This is a genomic window from Cupriavidus sp. BIC8F, from assembly GCF_032465815.1.
GTDB lineage: Bacteria > Pseudomonadota > Gammaproteobacteria > Burkholderiales > Burkholderiaceae > Cupriavidus > Cupriavidus necator.
Genome location: NZ_CP136094.1, coordinates 3,828,297 through 3,849,873, shown reverse-complemented (window position 1 = coordinate 3,849,873; position 21,577 = coordinate 3,828,297). Strand labels below are relative to the sequence as shown.

Annotated in this window: 18 protein-coding genes; all 18 read left to right on the top strand. The window is 67.8% G+C overall.

The genetic code is table 11. The annotated features are described in order from the left end of the window. Positions 1-38 precede the first annotated feature (38 nt). The 18 genes from RS901_RS17925 (at position 39) to cysT (ending at position 21,576) form a co-directional block, all read left to right on the top strand. On the top strand, positions 39-1,226 hold the full coding sequence (locus RS901_RS17925) for a substrate-binding domain-containing protein (protein WP_316150136.1): 1,188 nt from the start codon (positions 39-41) through the stop codon (positions 1,224-1,226). 92 nt (positions 1,227-1,318) lie between these two features. Then, the gene (locus RS901_RS17920; RefSeq protein WP_316153578.1) at positions 1,319-2,080 is read left to right on the top strand and encodes an ABC transporter ATP-binding protein; all 762 of its coding nucleotides are present in this window, start codon (positions 1,319-1,321) and stop codon (positions 2,078-2,080) included. Continuing rightward, entirely contained in the window at positions 2,073-2,813 is a 741-nt protein-coding gene (locus tag RS901_RS17915) for an ABC transporter ATP-binding protein (RefSeq protein WP_316150135.1), read from the top strand. The genes RS901_RS17920 and RS901_RS17915 overlap by 8 nt, the downstream gene beginning before the upstream one ends. Before the next feature lie 15 nt (positions 2,814-2,828). Then, complete coding sequence (locus RS901_RS17910; RefSeq protein WP_316150134.1) at positions 2,829-3,854, top strand: branched-chain amino acid ABC transporter permease; 1,026 nt, start codon at positions 2,829-2,831, stop codon at positions 3,852-3,854. 11 nt (positions 3,855-3,865) lie between these two features. Then, complete coding sequence (locus RS901_RS17905) at positions 3,866-4,942, top strand: branched-chain amino acid ABC transporter permease (protein ID WP_316150133.1); 1,077 nt, start codon at positions 3,866-3,868, stop codon at positions 4,940-4,942. 14 nt (positions 4,943-4,956) lie between these two features. After that, positions 4,957-6,501 carry a long-chain fatty acid--CoA ligase gene (locus RS901_RS17900; RefSeq protein ID WP_316150132.1) on the top strand — a complete coding sequence of 515 codons (1,545 nt, stop codon included), beginning with the start codon at positions 4,957-4,959 and terminating at the stop codon, positions 6,499-6,501. 122 nt (positions 6,502-6,623) lie between these two features. Beyond that, complete coding sequence (phaZ2, locus tag RS901_RS17895) at positions 6,624-8,780, top strand: D-(-)-3-hydroxybutyrate oligomer hydrolase (protein ID WP_316150131.1); 2,157 nt, start codon at positions 6,624-6,626, stop codon at positions 8,778-8,780. Next, positions 8,780-9,661 carry a MaoC/PaaZ C-terminal domain-containing protein gene (locus RS901_RS17890; RefSeq protein WP_316150128.1) on the top strand — a complete coding sequence of 294 codons (882 nt, stop codon included), beginning with the start codon at positions 8,780-8,782 and terminating at the stop codon, positions 9,659-9,661. Before phaZ2 ends, RS901_RS17890 begins: the two co-directional genes overlap by 1 nt. A gap of 222 nt (positions 9,662-9,883) precedes the next feature. Further along, a complete protein-coding gene (gene clpB / locus RS901_RS17885; protein ID WP_316150126.1) occupies positions 9,884-12,472 on the top strand; it encodes an ATP-dependent chaperone ClpB in 2,589 nt (862 codons plus the stop codon). A gap of 418 nt (positions 12,473-12,890) precedes the next feature. Continuing rightward, positions 12,891-13,895, top strand: coding sequence for a sulfate ABC transporter substrate-binding protein (locus RS901_RS17880; RefSeq protein ID WP_316150125.1), 1,005 nt, complete (start codon positions 12,891-12,893; stop codon positions 13,893-13,895). A gap of 73 nt (positions 13,896-13,968) precedes the next feature. Further along, the gene (gene ssuE / locus RS901_RS17875) at positions 13,969-14,592 is read left to right on the top strand and encodes an NADPH-dependent FMN reductase (RefSeq protein WP_316150124.1); all 624 of its coding nucleotides are present in this window, start codon (positions 13,969-13,971) and stop codon (positions 14,590-14,592) included. A gap of 158 nt (positions 14,593-14,750) precedes the next feature. Beyond that, on the top strand, positions 14,751-15,779 hold the full coding sequence (locus tag RS901_RS17870; RefSeq protein ID WP_316150123.1) for a sulfonate ABC transporter substrate-binding protein: 1,029 nt from the start codon (positions 14,751-14,753) through the stop codon (positions 15,777-15,779). A gap of 35 nt (positions 15,780-15,814) precedes the next feature. After that, positions 15,815-16,978: an FMNH2-dependent alkanesulfonate monooxygenase gene (gene ssuD, locus RS901_RS17865; protein ID WP_316150122.1), complete on the top strand. Its 1,164-nt coding sequence runs from the start codon at positions 15,815-15,817 to the stop codon at positions 16,976-16,978. A 13-nt stretch (positions 16,979-16,991) separates the two neighbouring features. Further along, positions 16,992-17,795 carry an aliphatic sulfonate ABC transporter permease SsuC gene (ssuC, locus tag RS901_RS17860; RefSeq protein WP_316150119.1) on the top strand — a complete coding sequence of 268 codons (804 nt, stop codon included), beginning with the start codon at positions 16,992-16,994 and terminating at the stop codon, positions 17,793-17,795. Between the two features lie 35 nt (positions 17,796-17,830). Next, positions 17,831-18,748, top strand: a complete 918-nt coding sequence (locus RS901_RS17855; RefSeq protein WP_316150118.1) for an ATP-binding cassette domain-containing protein — start codon at positions 17,831-17,833, stop codon at positions 18,746-18,748. A gap of 187 nt (positions 18,749-18,935) precedes the next feature. Continuing rightward, positions 18,936-19,787, top strand: a complete 852-nt coding sequence (locus tag RS901_RS17850; protein WP_316150117.1) for an EAL domain-containing protein — start codon at positions 18,936-18,938, stop codon at positions 19,785-19,787. Beyond that, positions 19,784-20,455, top strand: a complete 672-nt coding sequence (locus tag RS901_RS17845) for an alpha/beta hydrolase (protein ID WP_316150116.1) — start codon at positions 19,784-19,786, stop codon at positions 20,453-20,455. Before RS901_RS17850 ends, RS901_RS17845 begins: the two co-directional genes overlap by 4 nt. Before the next feature lie 158 nt (positions 20,456-20,613). Further along, positions 20,614-21,576, top strand: a complete 963-nt coding sequence (gene cysT, locus RS901_RS17840; protein ID WP_316150114.1) for a sulfate ABC transporter permease subunit CysT — start codon at positions 20,614-20,616, stop codon at positions 21,574-21,576. Position 21,577 lies beyond the last annotated feature (1 nt).

Sequence of the window (21,577 nt, the reverse complement as noted above, 5' to 3'; positions counted from 1 at the left end):
CAGACAAACACAAACGAGACCGAACACAGGAGACAGCAATGCAACGCAACCCACTCGCCGTACGTGCCCTGGTCATGGCCGCCGGCCTGCTTGCCGCCGGCACCGCGCTGGCCAAGGACATCCGCATCGCGCACGTCTATGACAAGACCGGCGCGCTCGAGGCCTACGCCAAGCAGACCCAGACCGGCCTGATGATGGGCCTGGAGTACGCCACCAACGGCACCATGACCGTCAACGGCAACAAGCTGGTGGTGATCGAGAAAGACACCCAGGGCAAGCCGGACGTGGCCAAGGCCCAGCTGGCCGCCGCCTACAGCGACGACCGCGCCGATATCGCGGTCGGCCCCACCTCTTCCGGCACCGCGCTGGCGATGCTGCCGGTGGCAGAGGAATACAAGAAGGTGCTGCTGGTCGAGCCCGCGGTGGCTGACTCGATCACCGGCGACAAGTGGAACCGCTATATCTTCCGCACCAGCCGCAATTCGTCGCAGGACGCAATCTCCAACGCCGTGGCGCTGGACAAGCCGGGCGTGCAGATCGCCACGCTGGCGCAGGACTACGCCTTTGGCCGCGACGGCGTCAAGGCCTTCAAGGGCGCGCTGAAGAATGCCAAGATCGTGCATGAGGAATACCTGCCGACCAGTACCACGGACTTCACTGCCGGCGCGCAGCGGCTGTTTGATTCGCTCAAGGACAAGCCGGGCCGCAAGGTGATCTTCATTATCTGGGCCGGTGCCGGCAACCCGTTCAAGATCGCCGATCTCGATCCCAAGCGCTACGGCATCGAGATTGCCACCGGCGGCAACATCCTGCCGGCGATGGCCAGCTACAAGAACTTCCCGGGCATGGAAGGGGCCACGTACTACTACTTCGGCATCCCCAAGAACAAGGCCAATGAGTGGCTGGTGTCCAACCACTACAGCAAGTTCAAGGCGCCGCCCGACTTCTTCACGGCCGGCGGCATGACCGCGGGCATCGCGCTGGTGGAGGCGCTGAAGAAGACCAGCGGCGAGACCGGCACCGAGAAGCTGATCACGGCGATGGAAGGCATGTCGTTCGACACGCCCAAGGGCAAGATGACCTTCCGCAAGGAAGACCACCAGGCCATGCAGTCGATGTACCACTTCAAGATCAAGGTGGATCCGGCCTTCGCCTGGGGCGTGCCTGAGCTCGTGCGCGAGATCAAGCCCGAAGAGATGGCCGTGCCCGTGCGCAACCACCGCTGATGAACGCGCCAGCTTCTTTCGCCCGGTCCGCGCCGGCGCCGTCGCAGCCGGCCGCCGGGCACGCCGGCGCGACTGCTGCCGGGGCGCAGCCGCTGCTGGAGACGCGCGGCCTGACCATCCGCTTTGGCGGCCACGTGGCCGTCAATGCGGTGTCGTGCGCGTTCCGGCCCGGCGAGCTGACCTGCATCGTCGGCCCGAACGGCGCCGGCAAGACCACGTACTTCAACCTGGTCTCGGGCCAGTTGCCGCCCATGGCCGGGCAGATCCTGCTGGATGGCGAGGACGTGACGCGCCTGCCGGTGTCGCAGAAGACGCGCCGCGGCATTGGCCGCGCCTTCCAGCTGACCAGCCTGTTCCCGCAGCTGTCGGTGCTGGAGAACGTGCGGCTGGCGGTGCAGGCGCGCCAGCAGCGCGGCATCGATCTGTTCTCGATGTGGACCAGCCACCGCGACGTGCAGGCCCAGGCCATGGCGATCCTGGAGCGCGTGGCGCTGGCCGGCAAGCGCCAGTTGACAGTGGCCTCGTTGCCGCACGGCGACCAGCGCAAGCTGGAGGTCGGCATCCTGCTGGCGCTGCAGCCGCGCGTGTTCATGTTCGACGAGCCCACCGCGGGCATGAGCGTGGATGAAGTGCCGGTGATCCTTGACCTGATCCGCGAGATCCGCCAGGACCGCAGCAAGACCGTGCTGCTGGTCGAACACAAGATGGACGTGGTGCGCTCGCTGGCCGACCGCATCATCGTGCTGCACAACGGCACCCTGGTGGCCGACGGCGACCCGGCCGAGGTGATCGCCTCGCCGGTGGTGCAGCAGGCTTACCTGGGCATGCCGGAAGAGGAGGGCAGCCATGGCTGACGCACTAGCAACCGGGCCGATCCTGCAGCTGCAAGGCGTGCAGACCCATATCGGCCCCTACCACATCCTGCACGGCGTGAGCTTCGAGGTGCCGCGCGGCGGCGTGACCATGCTGCTGGGGCGCAACGGCGCCGGCAAGACCACCACGCTGCGCACCATCATGGGCCTGTGGCAGGCCAGCGCCGGCACGGTGACCTTTGACGGCACCGACATCACGCGCCACAGCACGCCCGCGATCGCGCAGGCCGGAATTGCCTACGTGCCGGAAAACATGAGCGTGTTCTCCGACCTGACCGTGGCCGAGAACATGCGCCTGGCAGCGCGCACCGGCGCCATCGATGAGCGCCGGCTGGACTGGGTGTTCCGCATGTTCCCGGCGCTGAAGACCTTCTGGCAGCAGCGTGCCGGCGTGCTGTCGGGCGGGCAGAAGCAGATGCTGTCGGTGGCGCGCGCCATCATCGAGCCGCGCCAGCTGCTGATCGTCGACGAGCCCACCAAGGGTCTGGCGCCGGCCATCATCCAGAACATGATCCATGTGTTCCGCGAGCTGAAGCAGACCGAGGTGTCGATCCTGCTGGTGGAGCAGAACTTTCATATGGCGAAGTCGGTGGGGGATACGGTGGCGGTGATGGACGATGGCCGCACGGTACACACGGGCACGATGGCGGCGCTGGCTGAAGACGACGGGCTGCAGCAGAAGTTGCTGGGGCTGTCGCTGGCGGCGCACCAGTAACGCGGGACAACACACATGACCACTTCAACGACATTGCCGGCCGCCGCGCCGTCGGACCTGCCCAAGGTCCGGCTCGACTGGACCCCACTGGCGCTGGCGCCGCTGCTGATGCTGCTGGCCTTTCCGCTGGTAGGCAGCCCGTCGACCTGGCTCACGCTGACCATCGCCGGCCTGGCGATGGGCATGATCATCTTCGTCGTCTCGTCCGGCCTGACGCTGGTGTTCGGCCTGATGGATGTGCTCAACTTCGGCCACGGCGCCTTCATTGCGCTGGGCGCTTATGTGGCCGCCTCGGTCCTGCTGCCACTGGCAGGCTGGGTCGAGGCCGACAGCCTGGCGTTGAACCTGTCGGTGTTTGCACTGGCGATCGTAGCCGCGATGGTCGCAGCCGGCGCGGTCGGGCTGTTCTTCGAACGCGTGGTGGTGCGCCCGGTCTACGGCCAGCACCTGAAGCAGATCCTGATCACGATGGGCGGCATGATCGTGGCCGAGCAGCTGATCAAGGCGATCTGGGGCCCTGAGACCATTGCGCTGCAGGTGCCCACCACCTTCCGCGGCGCGGTGCTGCTGGGCGACGCCGCCATCGAGAAATACCGGCTGATCGCGATGGCGCTGGGGCTGGTGATCTTTATCGCGATGCTGTTGCTGCTCAACCGCACCCGCATCGGCCTGCTGATCCGCGCCGGCGTGGAGAACCGCGAGATGGTCGAGGCGCTTGGCTACCGCGTGCGGCGCCTGTTTATCGGCGTGTTCGTCGCGGGCGCGGGGCTGGCGGGGCTGGGCGGGGTGCTGTGGGGGCTGTACCAGCAGAACATCACCGCGGCGATCGGTGCGCAGGTGAATGTGCTGATCTTCATTGTGATCATCATTGGCGGACTGGGTTCGACCACGGGCTGCTTTGTCGGTGCGCTGCTGGTAGGGCTGATGGCCAACTACACCGGTTTCCTGTTACCCAAGGTGGCTCTGTTCTCCAACATCCTGCTGATGATGCTGGTGCTGCTGTGGCGCCCGCAGGGGCTGTTCCCGGTGGCGCGGCGCTGAGGGCAACGATCATGATCCGACTTCTCTCAGGCGACCTGCCGCGCAGCCGCGTGCTGACCGTGATCCTGCTGGTGATCCTGGTGGCCCTGGCGTGCGCCCCGTTTGCCTTCCCCGGCGCGCGTGCGCTCAACATGGCGGCCAAGATCTGCATCTTCGTGGTGCTGGTGGCCAGCTATGACCTGCTGCTGGGCTATACCGGCATCGTTTCCTTTGCCCACACCATGTTCTTCGGCATCGGCGGCTACGGCGTGGCCATCGCCATGTCGCGCATGGAGCCAGGCTGGGGTGCGCTGCTGGTGGGCACCGTCGGCGCGCTGGCGGTGTCGGCGCTGCTGGCTTTCCTGATTGGTCTGTTCTCGCTGCGGGTGCGGGCCATCTTCTTTGCCATGATCACGCTGGCGGTGGCGACCGCCTTCGCCACGCTGGTATCGCAACTGTCCGAATGGACCGGCGGCGAGGACGGGCTGACCTTCAAGGTGCCGGAGGTGCTGCGTCCCGGCTTTACGCTGGGCGACACCGAATGGCTGGGCGTGCCGCTGAGCGGCAAGCTGCTCAGCTACTACCTGGTGTTCGCCGGCGCGGTGGTGCTGTTCCTGGTGCTGCTGCGCATCGTCAACTCGCCCTTTGGCCGGGTGCTGCAGGCGATCCGCGAGAACGACTTCCGCGCCGAGGCGATCGGCTACCGCACCGTGGTGTACCGCACCGTGTCGACGGTACTGTCGGCGATGTTCGCCACGCTGGCCGGGGTGCTGATGGCGATCTGGCTGCGCTATAACGGGCCCGATACCTCGCTGTCGTTCGAGATCATGGTCGACATCTTGCTGATCGTGGTGATCGGCGGCATGGGCACGCTCTATGGCGCGGTGATCGGCACGGTGCTGTTCCTGGTGGCGCAGACCTACCTGCAGGACGTGATGAAACTGGCCAGCGACGCCACCGCCGCGCTGCCGCTGCTGTCGTCGCTGCTGCATCCGGACCGCTGGCTGCTGTGGCTGGGTTTGCTGTTTATCCTGAGCGTCTATTATTTCCCGCAGGGTGTGGTGGGGCGGCTGCGCGGCACCGGGCCCGTGCAGGATGTGGCAAGCTGAGCGGAGGCTAGTGCATGTACGTCATCGACTGGCTGCACAAGAACGCGCAGCATTTCCCCGACAAGGTCGCGCTGGTGGACGTGGAGAGCGGCCGCCAGGTGACCTATCGCCATTTCGACGAACGCGCCAGCCGCTTCGCGGAATACCTGCGTGACCACCTGCAACTGGCGCCGGGCACGCGCGTGGCGGTGCTGGCGCACAACAGCTCGGACTATTTCGAGATGCTGTATGGCTGCGCCAAGGCCGGCATGGTGATGGTGTGCCTGAACTGGCGCCTGCCGGCGGCGGAGCTGCTGCCGATCCTGCAGGACTGCACGCCCGAGGTGCTGGTGGCCGGCGACGGCTTCCTGGCCGTGGCCGCGGATCTGGCGCGCGCCTTCCCGCTGCGCGCGGTGCTGCACCTCGCCGACGACGAGGCCGCCGACGTGCCCGGCGGCTGGACCGAGTACGAGGCGGTGCTCGACGCCGCCTCCGGCCGCATCATCGAGATGCCGTGCCGCGATGAGTCCGAGGCCTGGCACCTGCTCTACACCTCCGGCACCACCGGCAAGCCCAAGGGCGTGATCCAGACCTATGGCATGGTCTTCTTCAACGCCGTCAACGCGATGCTGGCCAACAAGATCACGCGCGACGACGTGTTCCTCAACGTGCTGCCGTTCTTCCACACCGGCGGCCTGAACCTGTATGCCAACCCGGTGCTGCACGCGGGCGGCACGGTGCACATCATGCGGCAGTTCGAGCCGCAGGTGGTGCTGGGCAAGCTCGACCGCGCCAGCGGCGAGGGCATCACCATGTTCTTTGCGGTGCCGGCGGTCTACCTGTTCCTGAGCCAGCACCCGCGCTTCGCGCAGGCGGACTTCGCCGGTGTGCGCAATATGTCGGCGGGGGGCTCGCCGGTGCCCAGGCCGCTGCTGGAGGCCTACCTGGCCAAGGGCGTGACCATCTGCTTCGGCTTCGGCATGACCGAGACCGGCCCCACGGTCTTTGTCTGCGACGAAGATACCGCGCGCCGCAAGATCGGCACCATCGGCAAGCCGGTGGGGTCGATGCTGACGCGCATCGTCGATGCGGCTGGGGCGGATGTGGGCCCGGGCGAGCGTGGCGAACTGCTGATCAAGGGCCCCGGCTTGACGCCAGGCTACTGGAACCTGCCGGAGGCCACCGCGGCTGCGATCCGCGACGGCTGGCTGCATTCCGGCGATATCGCCTACCGCGACGAGGATGGTGACTACTACATCGTCGACCGGGCCAAGGACATGTTTATCTCGGGCGGCGAGAACGTCTATCCGGCCGAGGTCGAGAACGTGCTGTTCCAGCTGCCGGGCGTGGCCGAGGCCGCGGTGATCGGCACGCCGGATGCACGCTGGGGCGAGGTCGGCATCGCGCTGGTGGTGCTGCGCCCGGGCGCCACCCTGGAGGCCGATGCCGTGATCGCCCACTGCAAGGCGCAGCTGGCCGGCTACAAGGTGCCGCGCCATGTGCGCTTTCTCGATGCGTTGCCGCGCACGCCGTCCGGCAAGGTGGAAAAGCACAAGCTGCGCGCAAAGTTCTCTGGCTGAGGGGCATGGCCGCGCCAGCCGTTGCCGTGTTTTCGATTTCCGCAGTTCGCAGTCTCCGCAGTCCTCGATCTGAAGACAACTCGACAGCCCCGGCTATCCGGGTGCGACAGGAGGAGGTTGACATGCATTCCACGCAGATCCCGCCGCAGCAGAAAAAGAAACGCCGCCTCAGGCTCACGGTGCTGGCCGCCGCCGCATCGATGCTGGCCGCCGCCTGCGGCTCGGGCGATGACAACAACAACGGCAACGGCAGCAACCCCAATACCAAGCCGGCGAATATCGGCACGGTCACCATCAACAGCTACAACGGCACCACCGACGACCTGCTGACCGCGGGCCTGGGCAAGGACGGCCTGGCCAGCGCCACCGCGCCACTGCCGGCCAACCCCACCGCGCCGACTGCGGCGGAGTTGCGGCGCTATGCGATCCATACCAACTATCGTGCCATCGTCGACACCACCGCCAGCGGCGGCTACGGCTCGCTCTACGGCCCCAATGTCGACGCGCAGGGCAATGTCACCGGCTCCGAAGGCAAGGTGGCCGGCGTGGAGTACCTGGCCTTTTCGGACGATGGCTCGGGCCAGCAGAACGTGACCATGCTGGTGCAGATCCCCGCGTCGTTCAACACGTCGAAGCCGTGCGTGATCACCGCCACCTCGTCCGGTTCGCGCGGCGTCTATGGCGCCATCGCCACCGGCGAGTGGGGCCTGAAGCGCGGCTGCGCTGTGGCCTATACCGACAAGGGCACCGGCGCCGCGCCGCATGACCTGGATACCGACACCGTGCCGCTGATCGACGGCACCCGCGCCACGCGCGCGGCGGCCGGCAAGAACGCGCAGTTTGCCGCGCCGGCGGGGGCCACCTCGCTGGCGGAGTTCACCGCTGCCAACCCGCACCGGCTGGCGTTCAAGCACGCGCATTCGCAGCGCAACCCGGAGAAGGACTGGGGCAAGTTCACGCTGCAGGCAGTGGAATTTGCGATCTGGGCGATCAATGACCGCTTCGGCGCCGTGTCGGCCAACGGCACCCGCCAGCGCACCCTGGACAAGGACAGGATCGTGGTGATCGCCTCCAGCGTGTCCAACGGCGGCGGTGCCGCGGTGGCGGCGGCCGAGCAGGATGCCGGCGGGCTGATCGACGGCGTGGCGGTGGGCGAGCCCAACCTGAACATGCCGCCCAATACCGGCATCGTGGTGCAACGCGGTGCGACGCCGGTGGCGGCTTCGGGCCGCACGCTGTACGACTACAGCACCACGGCCAACCTGCTGCAGCACTGCGCCGCGCGTGCCACCGCGCTGACCCAGGCGCCGTTCTACACCAACCCCTCGACGGCGACGTTCTTTGCCAACCGCTGCCAGACGCTGGCGGAAAAGGGCCTGGTGAGCGGCACGAACACGGACGAACAGAGCGCCAGCGCCCTGCAGGCGCTGCGTGCCGCCGGCTGGGAAGCGGAATCAGACGATCTGCATCCAACGCTGGCCGTGTTCGACGTGGCCGCCGCGATCTCGGTCAACTATGCCAACGCCTATGCGCAGGCCAGCGTCACCGACCGGCTGTGCGGCTACAGCTTTGCCAGCACGCTGACCGACCTGAAGCCCGCGGCAATCGCGCCCGCGGCGCTGGCGTCGATGTTCGCCACCGGCAGCGGCGTGCCTCCCCTGCCGCCGGTCCAGTTGATCAATGACCTCGACCCGCAGCATGGCCCGTACCTGAACCTGGCGTCGGTTTCACCGTTGACGCTGCGTGAAGACCTGAACTACGACGGCGCCAACTGCCTGCGCAGCCTGCTGGCCGGCTCCGACGCCGCGGCGCGCGCATTGCAGGCCGGCCAGGCGCTGACGCTGCGCAACGGCAACCTGCGCGGCAAGCCGGCGGTGATCGTGCACGGGCGCAGCGACGGGCTGCTGCCGGTAAACCATACCTCGCGCCCGTATCTCGGGCTGAACCGACAGCAGGAGGGCGTGACCAGCAAGCTGTCATACGTGGAGGTCGAGAACGCCCAGCACTTCGATGCCTTCATCGGGCTGGTGCCGGGCTACAGCAACCGCTACGTGCCGCTGCACGTCTACCTGAACCGGGCCCTGGACGCGGTCTACGACAACCTCACCGCGGGCAAGGCGCTGCCGCCGTCGCAGGTGGTGCGCACCACGCCGCGCGGCGGCACCCTCAACACACCGGCGCCGACGCTGCTGCCGTCCAACGTGCCGCCGTTCGCCGCGTCGCCTGCGGCCGGCAATGCGATTACCGTCAACGCTAATACCGTACAGGTGCCTGACTGATGAACGATGCCCTGCCGCGCGTGCTGTCGCAGCGCGACTTTGACCGCTTCGCCGCCTTGTCGCACGACGACAACCCGATCCACTGCGATCCGTCCTTTGCCCGTGGCACGCATTTCGGTGCCACCGTGGCGCACGGCATGTTCCTGTTTTCGCTGCTGTGCGCCCACACCTGGCGGCAGTTGCCCGGGCCGGCGTTGCCGGTCGGGCAGACGCTGATGTTCCCGACGCCGGCCTTCGTTGGCGATACGGTGCAGATCGCGCTGGCGCCGCAGCACGCGCCAGCCGGACTGGCGCACTACGGCACCACCGTGGGCAGCGCGGGCGGGCCGGGCGAGGCGCCGCGCGTCACGGCCGTAGGCGAATCGCTCTGGCTGCCGGATGCCGGGCCGGACGCACTGGCCCGGCTGCCCGGCGAGGCGGCGCGGGCGCCAGAGGCGGGCGACGCCATCCTGTACGGCCTGCGCCCCGGTCAGGAAGCCCGTGCGACGCGCGCCTTCGCCCTGGCAGACCTGGACGAATACATCGCCCTGACCGGCGACGCCAACCCCCATCACGCCGATCCGGCCTTTGCCCGCGCGCGCGGGTTTGGCGGGCCGGTGGTGCCGTTGCCGCTGCTGGCCGGCATGTTCTCGGACCTGCTCGGCACGCAACTGCCCGGACGGGGCACAGGGTGGATGAAGCAGTCGCTGCGCCTCGCTTCAGCCGCGCGGCTGGATGAGCCGCTGACGGCATGCGTGCGCATCGTGCGGCTGCGCGCCGGCAAGGACCTGGTCAATCTGGCCAGCGTGGTCACGGGCGTGGACGGGCGCGTGGTGGTGCAGGGCGAATCACTCGTGCTGGTGCGCAACCTGGCGGACAAGGGCGCCTGCCACGCCGCCTAGCCGCGTATCGCTTGCGGCACTTGCGAGCGTGAGAGCCGGGGTTGTTGACACAGCAGCGGATCGGGGTCATTGCTTGCCGGCGCGGCCTTGAAATGTCGCGACAAAGCCTTATCTTTCGGAAAGACATCCAGTGTCCGGCAGGGCATACGGGCGCTCCGGCAGCGAAGACCGGCGCCGACGCCCCCGCATCAGGACACGACCTTAGCCGAGAGAGGGATTCCTATGCGTCTTGACAAGCTGACCACCCGGTTCCAGGAAGCGCTGGCTGATGCGCAAAGCCTGGCACTGGGCAACGACAACCAATATATCGAACCGCAGCACCTGCTGCGCGCACTGCTGGCGCAGGACGACGGCGCCGCCAAGGCGCTGCTGGCGCGCGCCGGCGTCAACGTGCAGGGCCTGCAGACGGCGCTGGACGCCGCCATCAAGCGCCTGCCGCAAGTGCAGGGCACCAGCGAGGTCCAGATCGGCCGCGAGCTGGTGAACCTGCTCAACGCCACCGAGAAGGAAGCCATCAAGCGCGGCGATCAGTTCATCGCCAGCGAGCTGTTCCTGCTGGCCGTCGCCGACGACAAGGGCGACGCCGGCCGCATCGCGCGTGAAAACGGCCTGAACCGCAAGTCGCTCGAATCGGCCATCCAGGCCGTGCGCGGCGGCGATTCGGTCAACAGCGCCGAAGCCGAGGGCCAGCGCGAGGCCCTCAAGAAGTACACCATCGACCTGACCGAGCGCGCCCGCATCGGCAAGCTCGACCCCGTGATCGGCCGCGACGACGAAATCCGCCGCGCCATCCAGATCCTGCAGCGCCGCACCAAGAACAACCCGGTGCTGATCGGCGAGCCGGGTGTGGGCAAGACCGCGATCGTGGAGGGCCTGGCGCAGCGCATCGTCAACGGCGAAGTGCCCGAGAGCCTGAAGAACAAGCGCGTGCTGGTGCTCGACATGGCCGGCCTGCTGGCCGGCGCCAAGTACCGCGGCGAGTTCGAGGAACGCCTGAAGGCGGTGCTGAACGACGTCGCCAAGGACGAGGGCCAGACCATCGTCTTCATCGACGAGATCCACACCATGGTCGGGGCCGGCAAGGCCGAGGGCGCGATCGACGCGGGCAACATGCTCAAGCCGGCGCTCGCGCGTGGCGAGCTTCACTGCATCGGCGCCACCACGCTGGACGAGTACCGCAAGTACATCGAGAAGGACGCCGCGCTGGAGCGCCGCTTCCAGAAGGTGCTGGTGGACGAGCCGAGCGTTGAGGCGACCATTGCCATCCTGCGCGGGCTGCAGGAAAAGTATGAGCTGCACCACGGCGTGGAGATCACCGACCCGGCCATCGTCGCCGCGGCGGAGCTGTCGCATCGCTATATCACCGACCGCTTCCTGCCCGACAAGGCCATCGACCTGATCGACGAGGCGGGCGCCCGCATCAAGATGGAAATCGACTCCAAGCCGGAGTCGATGGACAAGCTCGAGCGCCGCACCATCCAGCTGAAGATCGAGCGCGAGGCGGTCAAGAAAGAGACCGACGAGGCGTCGATGAAGCGCCTGGATCTGATCGAGCAGGAAATCGCGCGCCTGGAGAAGGAATACGCCGACCTGGATGAAATCTGGAAGGCCGAGAAGGGCGCCGCGCAAGGCACGGCCGCGCTCAAGGAAGAGATCGAGAAGGTCAAGCTGGAGATCGCCAAGCTGCAGCGCGAAGGCAAGCTGGACAAGGTGGCCGAGCTGCAGTACGGCAAGCTGCCGGGCCTGGAAGGCAAGCTCAAGGCCGCGACCGTCGCCGAGGCCAGCGAGCAGAAGCAGCCCAACAAGCTGCTGCGCACCCAGGTGGGCGCCGAGGAAATCGCCGAAGTGGTGAGCCGCGCCACGGGCATCCCGGTATCGAAGATGATGCAGGGCGAGCGCGAGAAGCTGCTGAAGATGGAAGAGCGCCTGCATGCGCGCGTGGTGGGCCAGGACGAGGCCGTGCGGCTGGTGTCCGATGCGATCCGACGTTCGCGTGCCGGCCTGGCGGACGAGAACCGGCCCTATGGCTCGTTCCTGTTCCTCGGCCCGACGGGTGTCGGCAAGACCGAGCTGTGCAAGGCCCTGGCCGAGTTCATGTTCGATTCGGAAGAGCACCTGATCCGCATCGACATGAGCGAGTTCATGGAGAAGCACAGCGTCAGCCGCCTGATCGGCGCGCCGCCGGGATACGTCGGCTACGAGGAAGGCGGCTACCTGACCGAGGCCGTGCGCCGCAAGCCGTACAGCGTGGTGCTGCTCGATGAAGTCGAGAAGGCCCACCCGGACGTCTTCAACGTGCTGCTGCAGGTACTGGACGACGGCCGCCTGACCGATGGCCAGGGCCGCACGGTGGACTTCAAGAACACGGTGATCGTGATGACGTCCAACCTGGGTTCGCAGATCATCCAGTCGATGGCCGGCGAGCCGCAGGAAGCGGTCAAGGGCGCGGTCTGGCAGGAAGTGCGCACGCATTTCCGGCCGGAGTTCCTGAACCGGATCGATGAAGTGGTGGTGTTCCACGCGCTGGACCAGAAGCATATCGAGTCGATCGCGCGCATCCAGCTGCATCGCCTGCAGGCCCGCCTGGCCCGCATGGACATGACGCTGGAGGTGAGCGAGACGGCACTGGAGAAGATCGCCAGCGCGGGCTACGACCCGGTGTTTGGCGCGCGCCCGCTCAAGCGCGCGATCCAGCAGCAGATCGAGAACCCGGTGGCGCGGGCGATCCTGGAAGGCGAGTTCGCCGCCAAGGATGTGGTGCCGGTGGATTATGTCGACGGGGAGTTCACGTTCGGGCGGAAGCTGCATTGAGCGAAGGTCCGGCGGCTGACCGGATCGCCACGCACTTGATATTGGTCAAGCTGCGCCAGCGGCCTGCCCGATAAGATTCGTCCTGTCATGGAGATGCGGGGGCGCTCTTCATGACTTGTCTACCCGTTTCCAGAATGGAAACTTCGCCCGCACCGGCTTGCCGGTGCGGGCGTTTTCTTTTGTGCGTGCCGATTGCGCCACCTGCGTGCGCCACGCGCGCCCGCCGCGCCTGCGCCCGCGGGCATGCCCATATTTCTGTCCGATCTTATGCAAAAAACAGCGAAGGATCGGCGAAACCATTCGTTCCGTTCAGATAGGCCCCTCGGTAGTCTTGCTCCTGACACAAGTCCGCCAGCCGAGGCGGACAAGGCAAGAGGCGCTTCGCGCCCATTCACGACACTGACGGGAGCAACACAAGATGATCCGCAAACTGGCCATCAGCCTGGCCGTACTTGGCGCCCTGAGCGCGGCGCAGACCGCAGCGGCCGCCAACCTGCTGAACGTTTCCTACGATCCGACGCGCGAGCTGTATGTCGACGTCAATGCCGCCTTTGCCAAGGCCTGGAAGGCGCACGGCGGCGACGCCGTGACCGTGCGCCAGTCGCACGGCGGCTCGGGCAAGCAGGCGCGCTCGGTGATCGACGGGCTGGACGCCGACGTGGTCACGCTGGCGCTGGGCTATGACATCGACGCCATCGCGGACAAGGGCCTGATCAAGCCGGACTGGCAGAAGCGCCTGCCGCACAACGCCTCGCCGTACACCTCGACCATCGTGTTCCTGGTGCGCAAGGGCAACCCCAAGGGCATCAAGGACTGGGGCGACCTGGTCAAGCCGGGCGTGCAGGTGATCACGCCCAACCCCAAGACCAGCGGCGGCGCGCGTTGGAACTACCTGGCGGCGTGGGGCTATGCGCAGCGCCAGCCGGGCGGTAATGACGTCAAGGCGCGCGAGTTTGTCGGCGAGTTGCTCAAGCATGTGCCGGTGCTGGATTCCGGCGCGCGCGGCGCTACCACCACCTTTGTCGAGCGCGGCCTGGGCGATGTGCTGATCGCGTGGGAGAACGAAGCCATCCTCGCCATCAAGGAGCTGGGCCCGGACAAGTTCGATATCGTCGCGCCGTCGGTGTCGATCCTGGCCGAGCCGCCGGTGGCCGTGGTCGACAAGGTGGTCGACAAGAAGGGCACGCGCAAGGCGGCCGAGGCCTACCTGCAGTTCCTGTACACCGAAGAAGGCCAGGAGATCGCGGCCAAGAACTACTACCGCCCGATCTCGGAGAAGGTGGCTGCCAAGTACGCGGCCAACTTCCCGAAGGTAAAGCTGTTCACCATCGATGAAGCCTTCGGCGGCTGGCAGAAAGCCCAGAAGACCCACTTTGCCGATGGCGGTACCTTCGACCAGATCTACCAGCCCGGCAAGAAATAAACCACGAGGCCGGCGCGCCGGGCCGCGTGGGGCGGCCGCGGCGCCGACCGGTCCATCAGAAGAAGGAAGCCCGATGTCCATCCTGACGCTCTCCGGCAGCCCGTCGGTCCAGTCCCGCTCCGGCCTTGTGCTGGCGCACCTGCGTGCCACGCTCGAGGCTGCCGGCGAACGCACCCGCCACCTCGACCTGCGCGAACTGCCCGCAGGCCCGCTGCTGGCGGCACGCGTGGACGACCCCGTCATCGCCGCCGCCACGCATGCCGTGTCCGAGGCGCAGGTGGTGGTACTGGCCACGCCGGTCTACAAGGCCGCCTACAGCGGCCTGCTCAAGGCCTTTCTGGACCTGCTGCCGCAGACCGGCCTGCGCGACAAGATCGTGCTGCCGATCGCCACCGGCGGCAGTCTGGCCCATGCGCTGGCGATCGACTACGCGCTGCGCCCGGTACTGTCCGCGCTGGGCTCGCGCCAGGTCCTCCCCGGCATCTTTGCCGTGGACCAGCAGATCGAATCCTTTGAAGCCGCCGGCGTGCGCCAGGCGCGCTTCGATGCCGCGCTGTCCGCGCGCCTGGATGAGGGCGTGCTGCGCGTGCGCGATGCGCTGGCGCACTCCCGCATCGAGGTGCCGCTCGATGTGGTGCCCGGCGCCTTGGTCCAGCGCGCCGCCGCGATCGCGGTGGCCGAGCGATGTTCCGCCTGAACTGACTGATTGACTGAAGTGGCGCCGGCCTGCCCGGCGCAACGGCAGCAACGCCATGCCACCCGCCACGCGGGGTCGGCAGGGATGCGTGCTGCCGGAACCATCCTGGACATCAATCCGGCCAGCAGGGCATTGCCCCGGGCCATGGAGGACATCGCATGACACTGACCAACCCGTTGCGCGCGGCCAGCCAGCGCCGCCGCCTGATTACCGCCGCGCTGGTGCTTGCCACCGGCCTGGCCTACGGACTACTGCCCGGACGCGCCGAAGCGCAGTCGAAGAACATCGACCCCAAGGTGCTGCGCATCGGCTACCAGAAATACGGCACGCTGACGCTGCTGAAGGCGCGCGGCACGCTGGAAAAACGCCTGGCGCCGCAAGGCATCACCGTCAAATGGACCGAGTTCCCCGCCGGGCCGCAACTGCTTGAGGGGCTGAACGTCGGCGCCGTCGATTTCGGCACCGTCGGCGAGGCGCCGCCGATTTTTGCGCAGGCCGCGGGCGCGCAACTGGTCTACGTCGGCAATGAGCCGCCGGCGCCGGTGGCCGAGGCCATCGTCGTGCCCAAGGGCTCGGCGATCCGTTCGGTGGCAGAGCTGCGCGGCAAGCGCGTGGCGCTGAACAAGGGCTCGAACGTGCATTACCTGCTGGTGCGCCAGCTGGAGAAGGCCGGCATCCCTTACAGCGAGATCCAGCCGGTCTACCTGCCGCCGGCGGATGCGCGTGCAGCCTTCGAGCGCGGCGCGGTCGATGCCTGGGTGATCTGGGACCCGTTCCTCGCGGCAGCCGAGAAGCAGCTGGGCGCGCGCGTGCTTGCCGATGGCCGCGGCGCGGACGGCAAGAACGTGGTCAGCAACCACCAGTTCTACCTGGCCTCGCGCCCCTATGCACAAGCAAAGCCGGAGATCGTCAGCCTGATCCTGGACGAACTGGCCACGCTGGGCACCTGGGCGCAAAAGAACCCCAAGGAGGCCACCACGGTGCTGACCGGCGAAACCGGGCTGCCGGCCGATGTGCTTGAGCTTGCCGTCTCGCGCTTCTCCTACGGCACACGCCCGGTCAGCGCCGAGGTGCTGGCCGAGCAGCAACGCATCGCCGACGCCTTCCACTCGCTCAGGCTGATCCCCAAGCCAGTCAAGGTGGCCGATGCGCGCTGGGACGTGCCGCAGCAGCAGGCGAAGCGATAGCCACCTCCATCGCCAGGAACAAAAAGGACAACGACATGCAAGTATTCTGGTTCATCCCCACCCACGGCGACAGCCGCTACCTCGGCACTTCGGAAGGAGCGCGCGAGGTCAGCTTCGATTACCTGAAGCAGGTTGCCGTGGCCGCCGATACGCTGGGCTACGAAGGCGTGCTGATCCCGACCGGGCGCTCGTGCGAAGACCCATGGGTGGCGGCATCGGCGCTGGCGGCCGTCACGCAACGCCTGAAATTCCTGGTCGCGGTGCGCCCCGGCCTGATGGCGCCGACGCTGGCCGCACGGATGGCGGCAACCTTCGACCGCATCTCCAACGGCCGGCTGCTGATCAACCTGGTCACCGGCGGCGATACCGCCGAGCTGGAAGGCGACGGCCTGTTCCTGGACCACGCCGCGCGCTACGAGGCCTCGGCCGAGTTCCTGCGTATCTGGCGCCAGGTGCTGGCGGCCAGCCATGACGGCGACAAAGTGGACTTCGAGGGCAAGCACCTGAGCGTGAAGGGTGCCACCGTCCTCTATCCGCCGCTGCAGCAGCCGCATCCGCCGGTGTACTTCGGCGGTTCGTCGGCGCCGGCGCATGCGCTGGCCGGCGAGCAGGTCGATACCTACCTGACCTGGGGCGAGCCGCCCGCCGACGTGGCGCAGAAGCTCGACGACGTGCGCCGCCAGGCCGCGCGCCATGGCCGCACGGTGAAGTTCGGCATCCGCCTGCATGTGATCGTGCGCGAGACCGAAGCCGCCGCGTGGGCCGCGGCCGATGACCTGATCAGCCGGCTTGACGACGAGACCGTGGCGCGTGCGCAAGCCGTGTTCGCCAAGATGGATTCCGAAGGGCAGCGCCGCATGGCCGCGCTGCACGCGGGCGGCGCGCGCCGCACGCGCGAGGCGCTGGAGATCAGCCCCAACCTGTGGGCCGGCGTTGGCCTGGTGCGCGGCGGTGCCGGCACCGCGCTGGTGGGCGATCCGCACACCGTGGCCGAGCGCATGCGCGAATACGCCGAGCTGGGCATCGACACCTTCGTGCTGTCCGGCTACCCGCACCTGGAAGAGGCCTACCGCTTTGCCGAACTGGTGTTCCCGCTGCTGCCGCGCTCGGTGCGCGACAAGCTGCCGGGCAAGGTGCTGTCGGGTCCGTTCGGTGAAGTCATGGCGACAGGCATCGTGCCGCGCGCCGCGCAGAGTTGAGGGGAGGGCAACCATGAACGCTCCTCTATCGCAGCCGCCGCGCCAGGCACCTCTGGCACTGGCGCGCGCGCTGGCTCCGTGGATCGTGCCGGTGCTGCTGATCGTCGTCTGGCAACTGGCCTCGCAGAACGGCTGGCTCTCCAGCCGCGTGCTGCCGGCTCCGCTGGCCGTGGTGCAGGCTGCCTGGGAACTGGCGCGCTCGGGCGAGTTGTGGAAGCACGTGGGGGTCAGCACCTGGCGCGCGCTGGTGGGGTTTGCCATCGGCGGCGGGCTGGGCCTGCTGCTGGGGCTGCTGACCGGCACCTTCCGCACCGCGGCCACGCTGCTCGACAGCACGCTGCAGATGGTGCGCAACATCCCGGCCCTGGCCTTGATCCCGCTGGTGATCCTGTGGTTTGGCATCGACGAGACAGCCAAGCTGTTCCTGGTGTCGCTGGGCGTGTTCTTCCCGGTCTACCTGAACACGTATCACGGCATCCGCTCGGTCGATACGGGGCTGGTGGAGATGGCGCGCAGCTACGGTTTGTCCGGCTGGCAGCTGTATCGCGAGGTCATCCTGCCCGGCGCGCTGCCGGGCATCCTGGTGGGCGTGCGTTTCGCGCTGGGGTTGATGTGGGTGGTGCTGATCGTGGCGGAGACCATCTCCGCGCAATCGGGCATCGGCTACATGACCATGAACGCGCGTGAGTTCCTGCAAACCGACGTGGTGCTGGTGGGCATCCTGCTCTATGCGCTGCTGGGCAAGCTGGCCGACTGGCTGTCGCGCGGGCTGGAGCGCTACTGGCTGCGCTGGCATCCGGGCTACGCCGCGGCCTGAGCGGCCCGTCGCCCCAATCAAGCAAGGAGATCGAGATGCAGATGTATCCGGTGGAACAAGCGGCATTGGCCGAGCTGGAAGCAGGCCTGGCGCGCCGCGAGGCGGCCCGTCCGGTGGCCGAGGCACCGCACACGGCGCGTGGCGTGGCGTTGCACGTCAGCCAGGTGGTCAAGCGCTATGACGGCCGCGAAGTGCTGCACAACGTGGCGCTGGACGTGGCGCCGGGTGAGTTCCTGGCGATCGTCGGGCGCAGCGGCTGCGGCAAGAGCACGCTGCTGCGGCTGGTGGCGGGGCTGGAAGCGGCTGATGGCGGCAGCATCACCGTCGATGGTGAATCCGCCGCGAAAGGCCGCGCGCGGCACGCCGACGTGCGCGTGATGTTCCAGGATGCACGGCTGCTGCCGTGGAAGCGGGTGCTGGACAACGTCGCGCTGGGCCTGCCGCGCGCACGCCGCAGTGAAGCCGCCAATGTGCTGGCGCAGGTGGGCCTGGCCGACCGCGCGCAGGCTTGGCCCGCGCGGCTGTCCGGTGGCCAGCGCCAGCGCGTGGCGCTGGCGCGCGCGCTGGTCCACCACCCGCAGCTGTTGCTGCTGGACGAGCCGCTGGGCGCACTGGATGCGCTCACGCGCATCGAGATGCAGGGGCTGATCGAGTCCCTGTGGCGCCGCCTTGGCTTCACGGCGCTGCTGGTCACGCACGACGTGTCCGAAGCGGTGGCGCTGGCCGACCGCATCGTGCTGATCGAGGACGGCCGCATCGCCATGGATGAGCGCGTGGCGCTGGCGCGCCCGCGGGAACGCGGCGCCGCAGGATTTGCGCAGCTGGAGGCGAAGGTGCTGCAGCGGGTGATGCGGCAAGCGCCGCAGGCGCAGGGGCAGGTACCGTCGCATGCAGGCGCGCATGCCGACCCCGCCGCCACGGCCGCGCCGCTGAACGTGAGCTGGGCAGCGTGACCGTGCCACCTGCGGCAATGTGCGCCGCGCATATCGACAGGCCGTAATCTTCATTCGCTCGCGCCCGCTGACCTCCTATCATGAGCAGGCAGGCCGATGCGGTGCGACAGCACAGAGGGCGCATGGAGCGCCCGTCATCACTAATCCGACCATGAGGCCGAGGGGCCCGGTCAACCGAAGGAATGCCATGCCAGGCGTGCATGAACCCGCGGGCGCAGTGCCTGCGCTCCAACGTTATCTGGAATCGCTGCCGCGCCAGCCGCTGGCTGACCGGCAATTGTGGCGCGACGCGCGCGGGCAGGTGCAGGGCCAGTTCTTCAACTGCTCGCTGACCAGCGCGTTCGAGCCGCTGGTGACGCTGGCCGACCGGCAGGTGGTGGCGCATGAGGGTTCGATCCACACCTACGCAGAGGACGGCGTGGGCCTGGCGGCATGGAAGCTGTTTGCGATGGCGGCCGACGACAACACCCTGGTGTCGCTGGACCGGCTTTCGCGCCTGCTGCATGCCATCAACTACTTTGCCGCCGAGGGCGAGCACAAGCTGGTGCTGAACGTGCATAACCGGTTGCTGGCTGCGGTCACCGACGACCACGGCGCTGCCTTCCGGCGCGCATTGCAATCGCTGGGCCTGCCGCTGGAGCGCTTTGTGATCCAGGTGCCGGCCAGCGCCAATGACGACCTGTCACTGCTGTTGCATGTCGTTGGCAACTATCGGCGCAACGGTTTCGCGGTGAGCCTGCAGGCGTCGGATCCGGCGGAAGCCGGTGCGCTGATGGCGCATGCGTTGCCGGACTGGCTCAAGCTGGACATGCGCCGCACCTGGACCGACCGGCAGCTGTCGGGCCTGCGTGCCAGCGCGGCCAATGCCGGCGTTACGCTGATCGGGCGGCGCCTGCAGAACGCCGAAAGCATCGAGCGCCTGCAGGCCGCGGGCATCGGCCTGGGGCAGGGCGCCTTCGCCGGCGCGCCGGTCAGTGCGGCCGGGCTGCGCGCAGGCCTGGTGAGCGCAGCGCATGCATTGGACAAGGAGGTGGTATGACGCAAGCGAACAGGCTGTCCGGCGGTCATGGCACGCGCCTGGAAATCCCGCGGCACCTGCAGGTGCTGACCGTGCCGGGGCTGCACGGCAGCGGCCCGGGACACTGGCAGAGCCGCTGGGAGCAGCGCTTCCCGGACTGGCAGCGGGTGGAGCAGCACGACTGGTCGCGCCCCAGCCTGCCGCTGTGGGCCGAGCGTGTCTCCGAAGGCGTGATGCGCGCCCAGCGCGTGGCCGCGCGCGGCGCGGTGCTGGTGGCGCACAGCTTTGGCTGCCTGGCGTCGCTGCGCCAGGCGGCGCTGGATCCGGTCGGCATTGCCGGCGCATTGCTGGTGGCGCCGGCCGATCCGGACAAATTTGGCGTGGCGGCGCTGCTGCCGGCCTACCGGCTGCCGTTCCCGACCATCCTGGTCGCCAGCCGCAACGACCCCTGGATGCCGCAGCGCACCGCTTTCAGTTGGGGCACGCTGTGGGGCAGTGAACTGGTCGATGCGGGCAGCCTGGGCCACATCAATGCCGATTCCGGGATGGGCGAGTGGCCTGAGGGTCTCGCGCTGCTCGATACCCTGGTCCAGCGCATCGCGCAGGCAGGTGATGCTGGCTCCGTAAGTGAATCTTCAGCCGCCTGGGAGTCGTGCATCGAGGTGGTGTCTACCGTCCCTTATATCTAAACCGTCTAAGAAAATTCATAAAGATTCGTTCTGTTTATAAGGGCGGCTCTGCAGAATCTGTCTCGTAGGCCGGCGCAATATGCGCTGGCGTCATAAAGAACGGCCCGCCGGGGCCAGCCATCAGGGTCCGGCGGCGCACCGCTCACAGACGAGACGACATGCCTCCATCCATTTCCCTGGCGGACACCCCGCCGCCAGCCGCTCCCCGCGCCCCTGACTCCGGCGCCACGCGCGCACCGCGCAGCCCGTCCAGGCAGCGCTTTACCGTGCTGCCCGGTTTCGGCCTGTCGCTCGGCTTCACGCTGTTCTACCTGACGCTGATCGTCCTGATCCCGCTGTCGGCCACGTTCCTGAAGACGTTCACGATGACGTGGGACGCCTTCTGGACCTCGGTCACGGCGCCGCGCGTGGTGGCCTCGCTGCAGCTGAGCTTTGGCGCGTCGCTGGTGGCGGCCATCGTCAATACGGTGTTCGGGCTGGTGGTGGCCTGGGTGCTGGTGCGCTACCGCTTCCCGGGCAAGCGCCTGATCGATGCGCTGGTGGACCTGCCGTTCGCGCTGCCCACGGCCGTGGCCGGTATCGCGCTGACGGCGCTGTTTGCCGGCAATGGCTGGATCGGCCGCTATCTTGAGCCGCTTGGCATCAAGGTCGCATTCACGCCATTGGGTGTGGTGGTGGCGCTGACCTTTATCGGCCTGCCGTTCGTGGTGCGCACGGTGCAGCCGGTGCTGGAGGACGTGGAGCAGGAACTGGAAGAGGCCGCGGCCAGCCTGGGCGCCAACCGCCTGCAGACCTTCCGGCGCGTGATCCTGCCCGCCATCCTGCCGGCGCTGCTGACCGGGTTTGCGCTGTCGTTCGCGCGCGCCACCGGCGAGTACGGCTCGGTGGTCTTTATCTCCGGCAACATGCCGATGGTGTCCGAGATCGCGCCGCTGATGATCTATTCCAAGCTGGAGCAATACGACTACGCCGGCGCCACCGCGGTGGCAGTGGTGATGCTGGTGATCTCCTTCGGGCTGCTGCTGCTGATCAACCTGCTGCAAGCCTGGACGCGCCGCCATCAATCCGGTGTGCGCGCCGCGCTGGCACCTGAAGCGCCCACCACGGGCAAGGAGTTCTGAC

Bases quoted from the DNA above. Each gene is read 5' to 3' on its own strand.
- RS901_RS17925 (WP_316150136.1), top strand. From the start codon at position 39: ATGCAACGCAACCCACTCGCCGTACGTGCCCTGGTCATGGCCGCCGGC.
- RS901_RS17915 (WP_316150135.1), top strand. From the start codon at position 2,073: ATGGCTGACGCACTAGCAACCGGGCCGATCCTGCAGCTGCAAGGCGTG.
- RS901_RS17910 (WP_316150134.1), top strand. From the start codon at position 2,829: ATGACCACTTCAACGACATTGCCGGCCGCCGCGCCGTCGGACCTGCCC.
- RS901_RS17905 (WP_316150133.1), top strand. From the start codon at position 3,866: ATGATCCGACTTCTCTCAGGCGACCTGCCGCGCAGCCGCGTGCTGACC.
- RS901_RS17900 (WP_316150132.1), top strand. From the start codon at position 4,957: ATGTACGTCATCGACTGGCTGCACAAGAACGCGCAGCATTTCCCCGAC.
- phaZ2 (WP_316150131.1), top strand. From the start codon at position 6,624: ATGCATTCCACGCAGATCCCGCCGCAGCAGAAAAAGAAACGCCGCCTC.
- RS901_RS17890 (WP_316150128.1), top strand. From the start codon at position 8,780: ATGAACGATGCCCTGCCGCGCGTGCTGTCGCAGCGCGACTTTGACCGC.
- clpB (WP_316150126.1), top strand. From the start codon at position 9,884: ATGCGTCTTGACAAGCTGACCACCCGGTTCCAGGAAGCGCTGGCTGAT.
- RS901_RS17880 (WP_316150125.1), top strand. From the start codon at position 12,891: ATGATCCGCAAACTGGCCATCAGCCTGGCCGTACTTGGCGCCCTGAGC.
- ssuE (WP_316150124.1), top strand. From the start codon at position 13,969: ATGTCCATCCTGACGCTCTCCGGCAGCCCGTCGGTCCAGTCCCGCTCC.
- RS901_RS17870 (WP_316150123.1), top strand. From the start codon at position 14,751: ATGACACTGACCAACCCGTTGCGCGCGGCCAGCCAGCGCCGCCGCCTG.
- ssuD (WP_316150122.1), top strand. From the start codon at position 15,815: ATGCAAGTATTCTGGTTCATCCCCACCCACGGCGACAGCCGCTACCTC.
- ssuC (WP_316150119.1), top strand. From the start codon at position 16,992: ATGAACGCTCCTCTATCGCAGCCGCCGCGCCAGGCACCTCTGGCACTG.
- RS901_RS17855 (WP_316150118.1), top strand. From the start codon at position 17,831: ATGCAGATGTATCCGGTGGAACAAGCGGCATTGGCCGAGCTGGAAGCA.
- RS901_RS17850 (WP_316150117.1), top strand. From the start codon at position 18,936: ATGCCAGGCGTGCATGAACCCGCGGGCGCAGTGCCTGCGCTCCAACGT.
- RS901_RS17845 (WP_316150116.1), top strand. From the start codon at position 19,784: ATGACGCAAGCGAACAGGCTGTCCGGCGGTCATGGCACGCGCCTGGAA.
- cysT (WP_316150114.1), top strand. From the start codon at position 20,614: ATGCCTCCATCCATTTCCCTGGCGGACACCCCGCCGCCAGCCGCTCCC.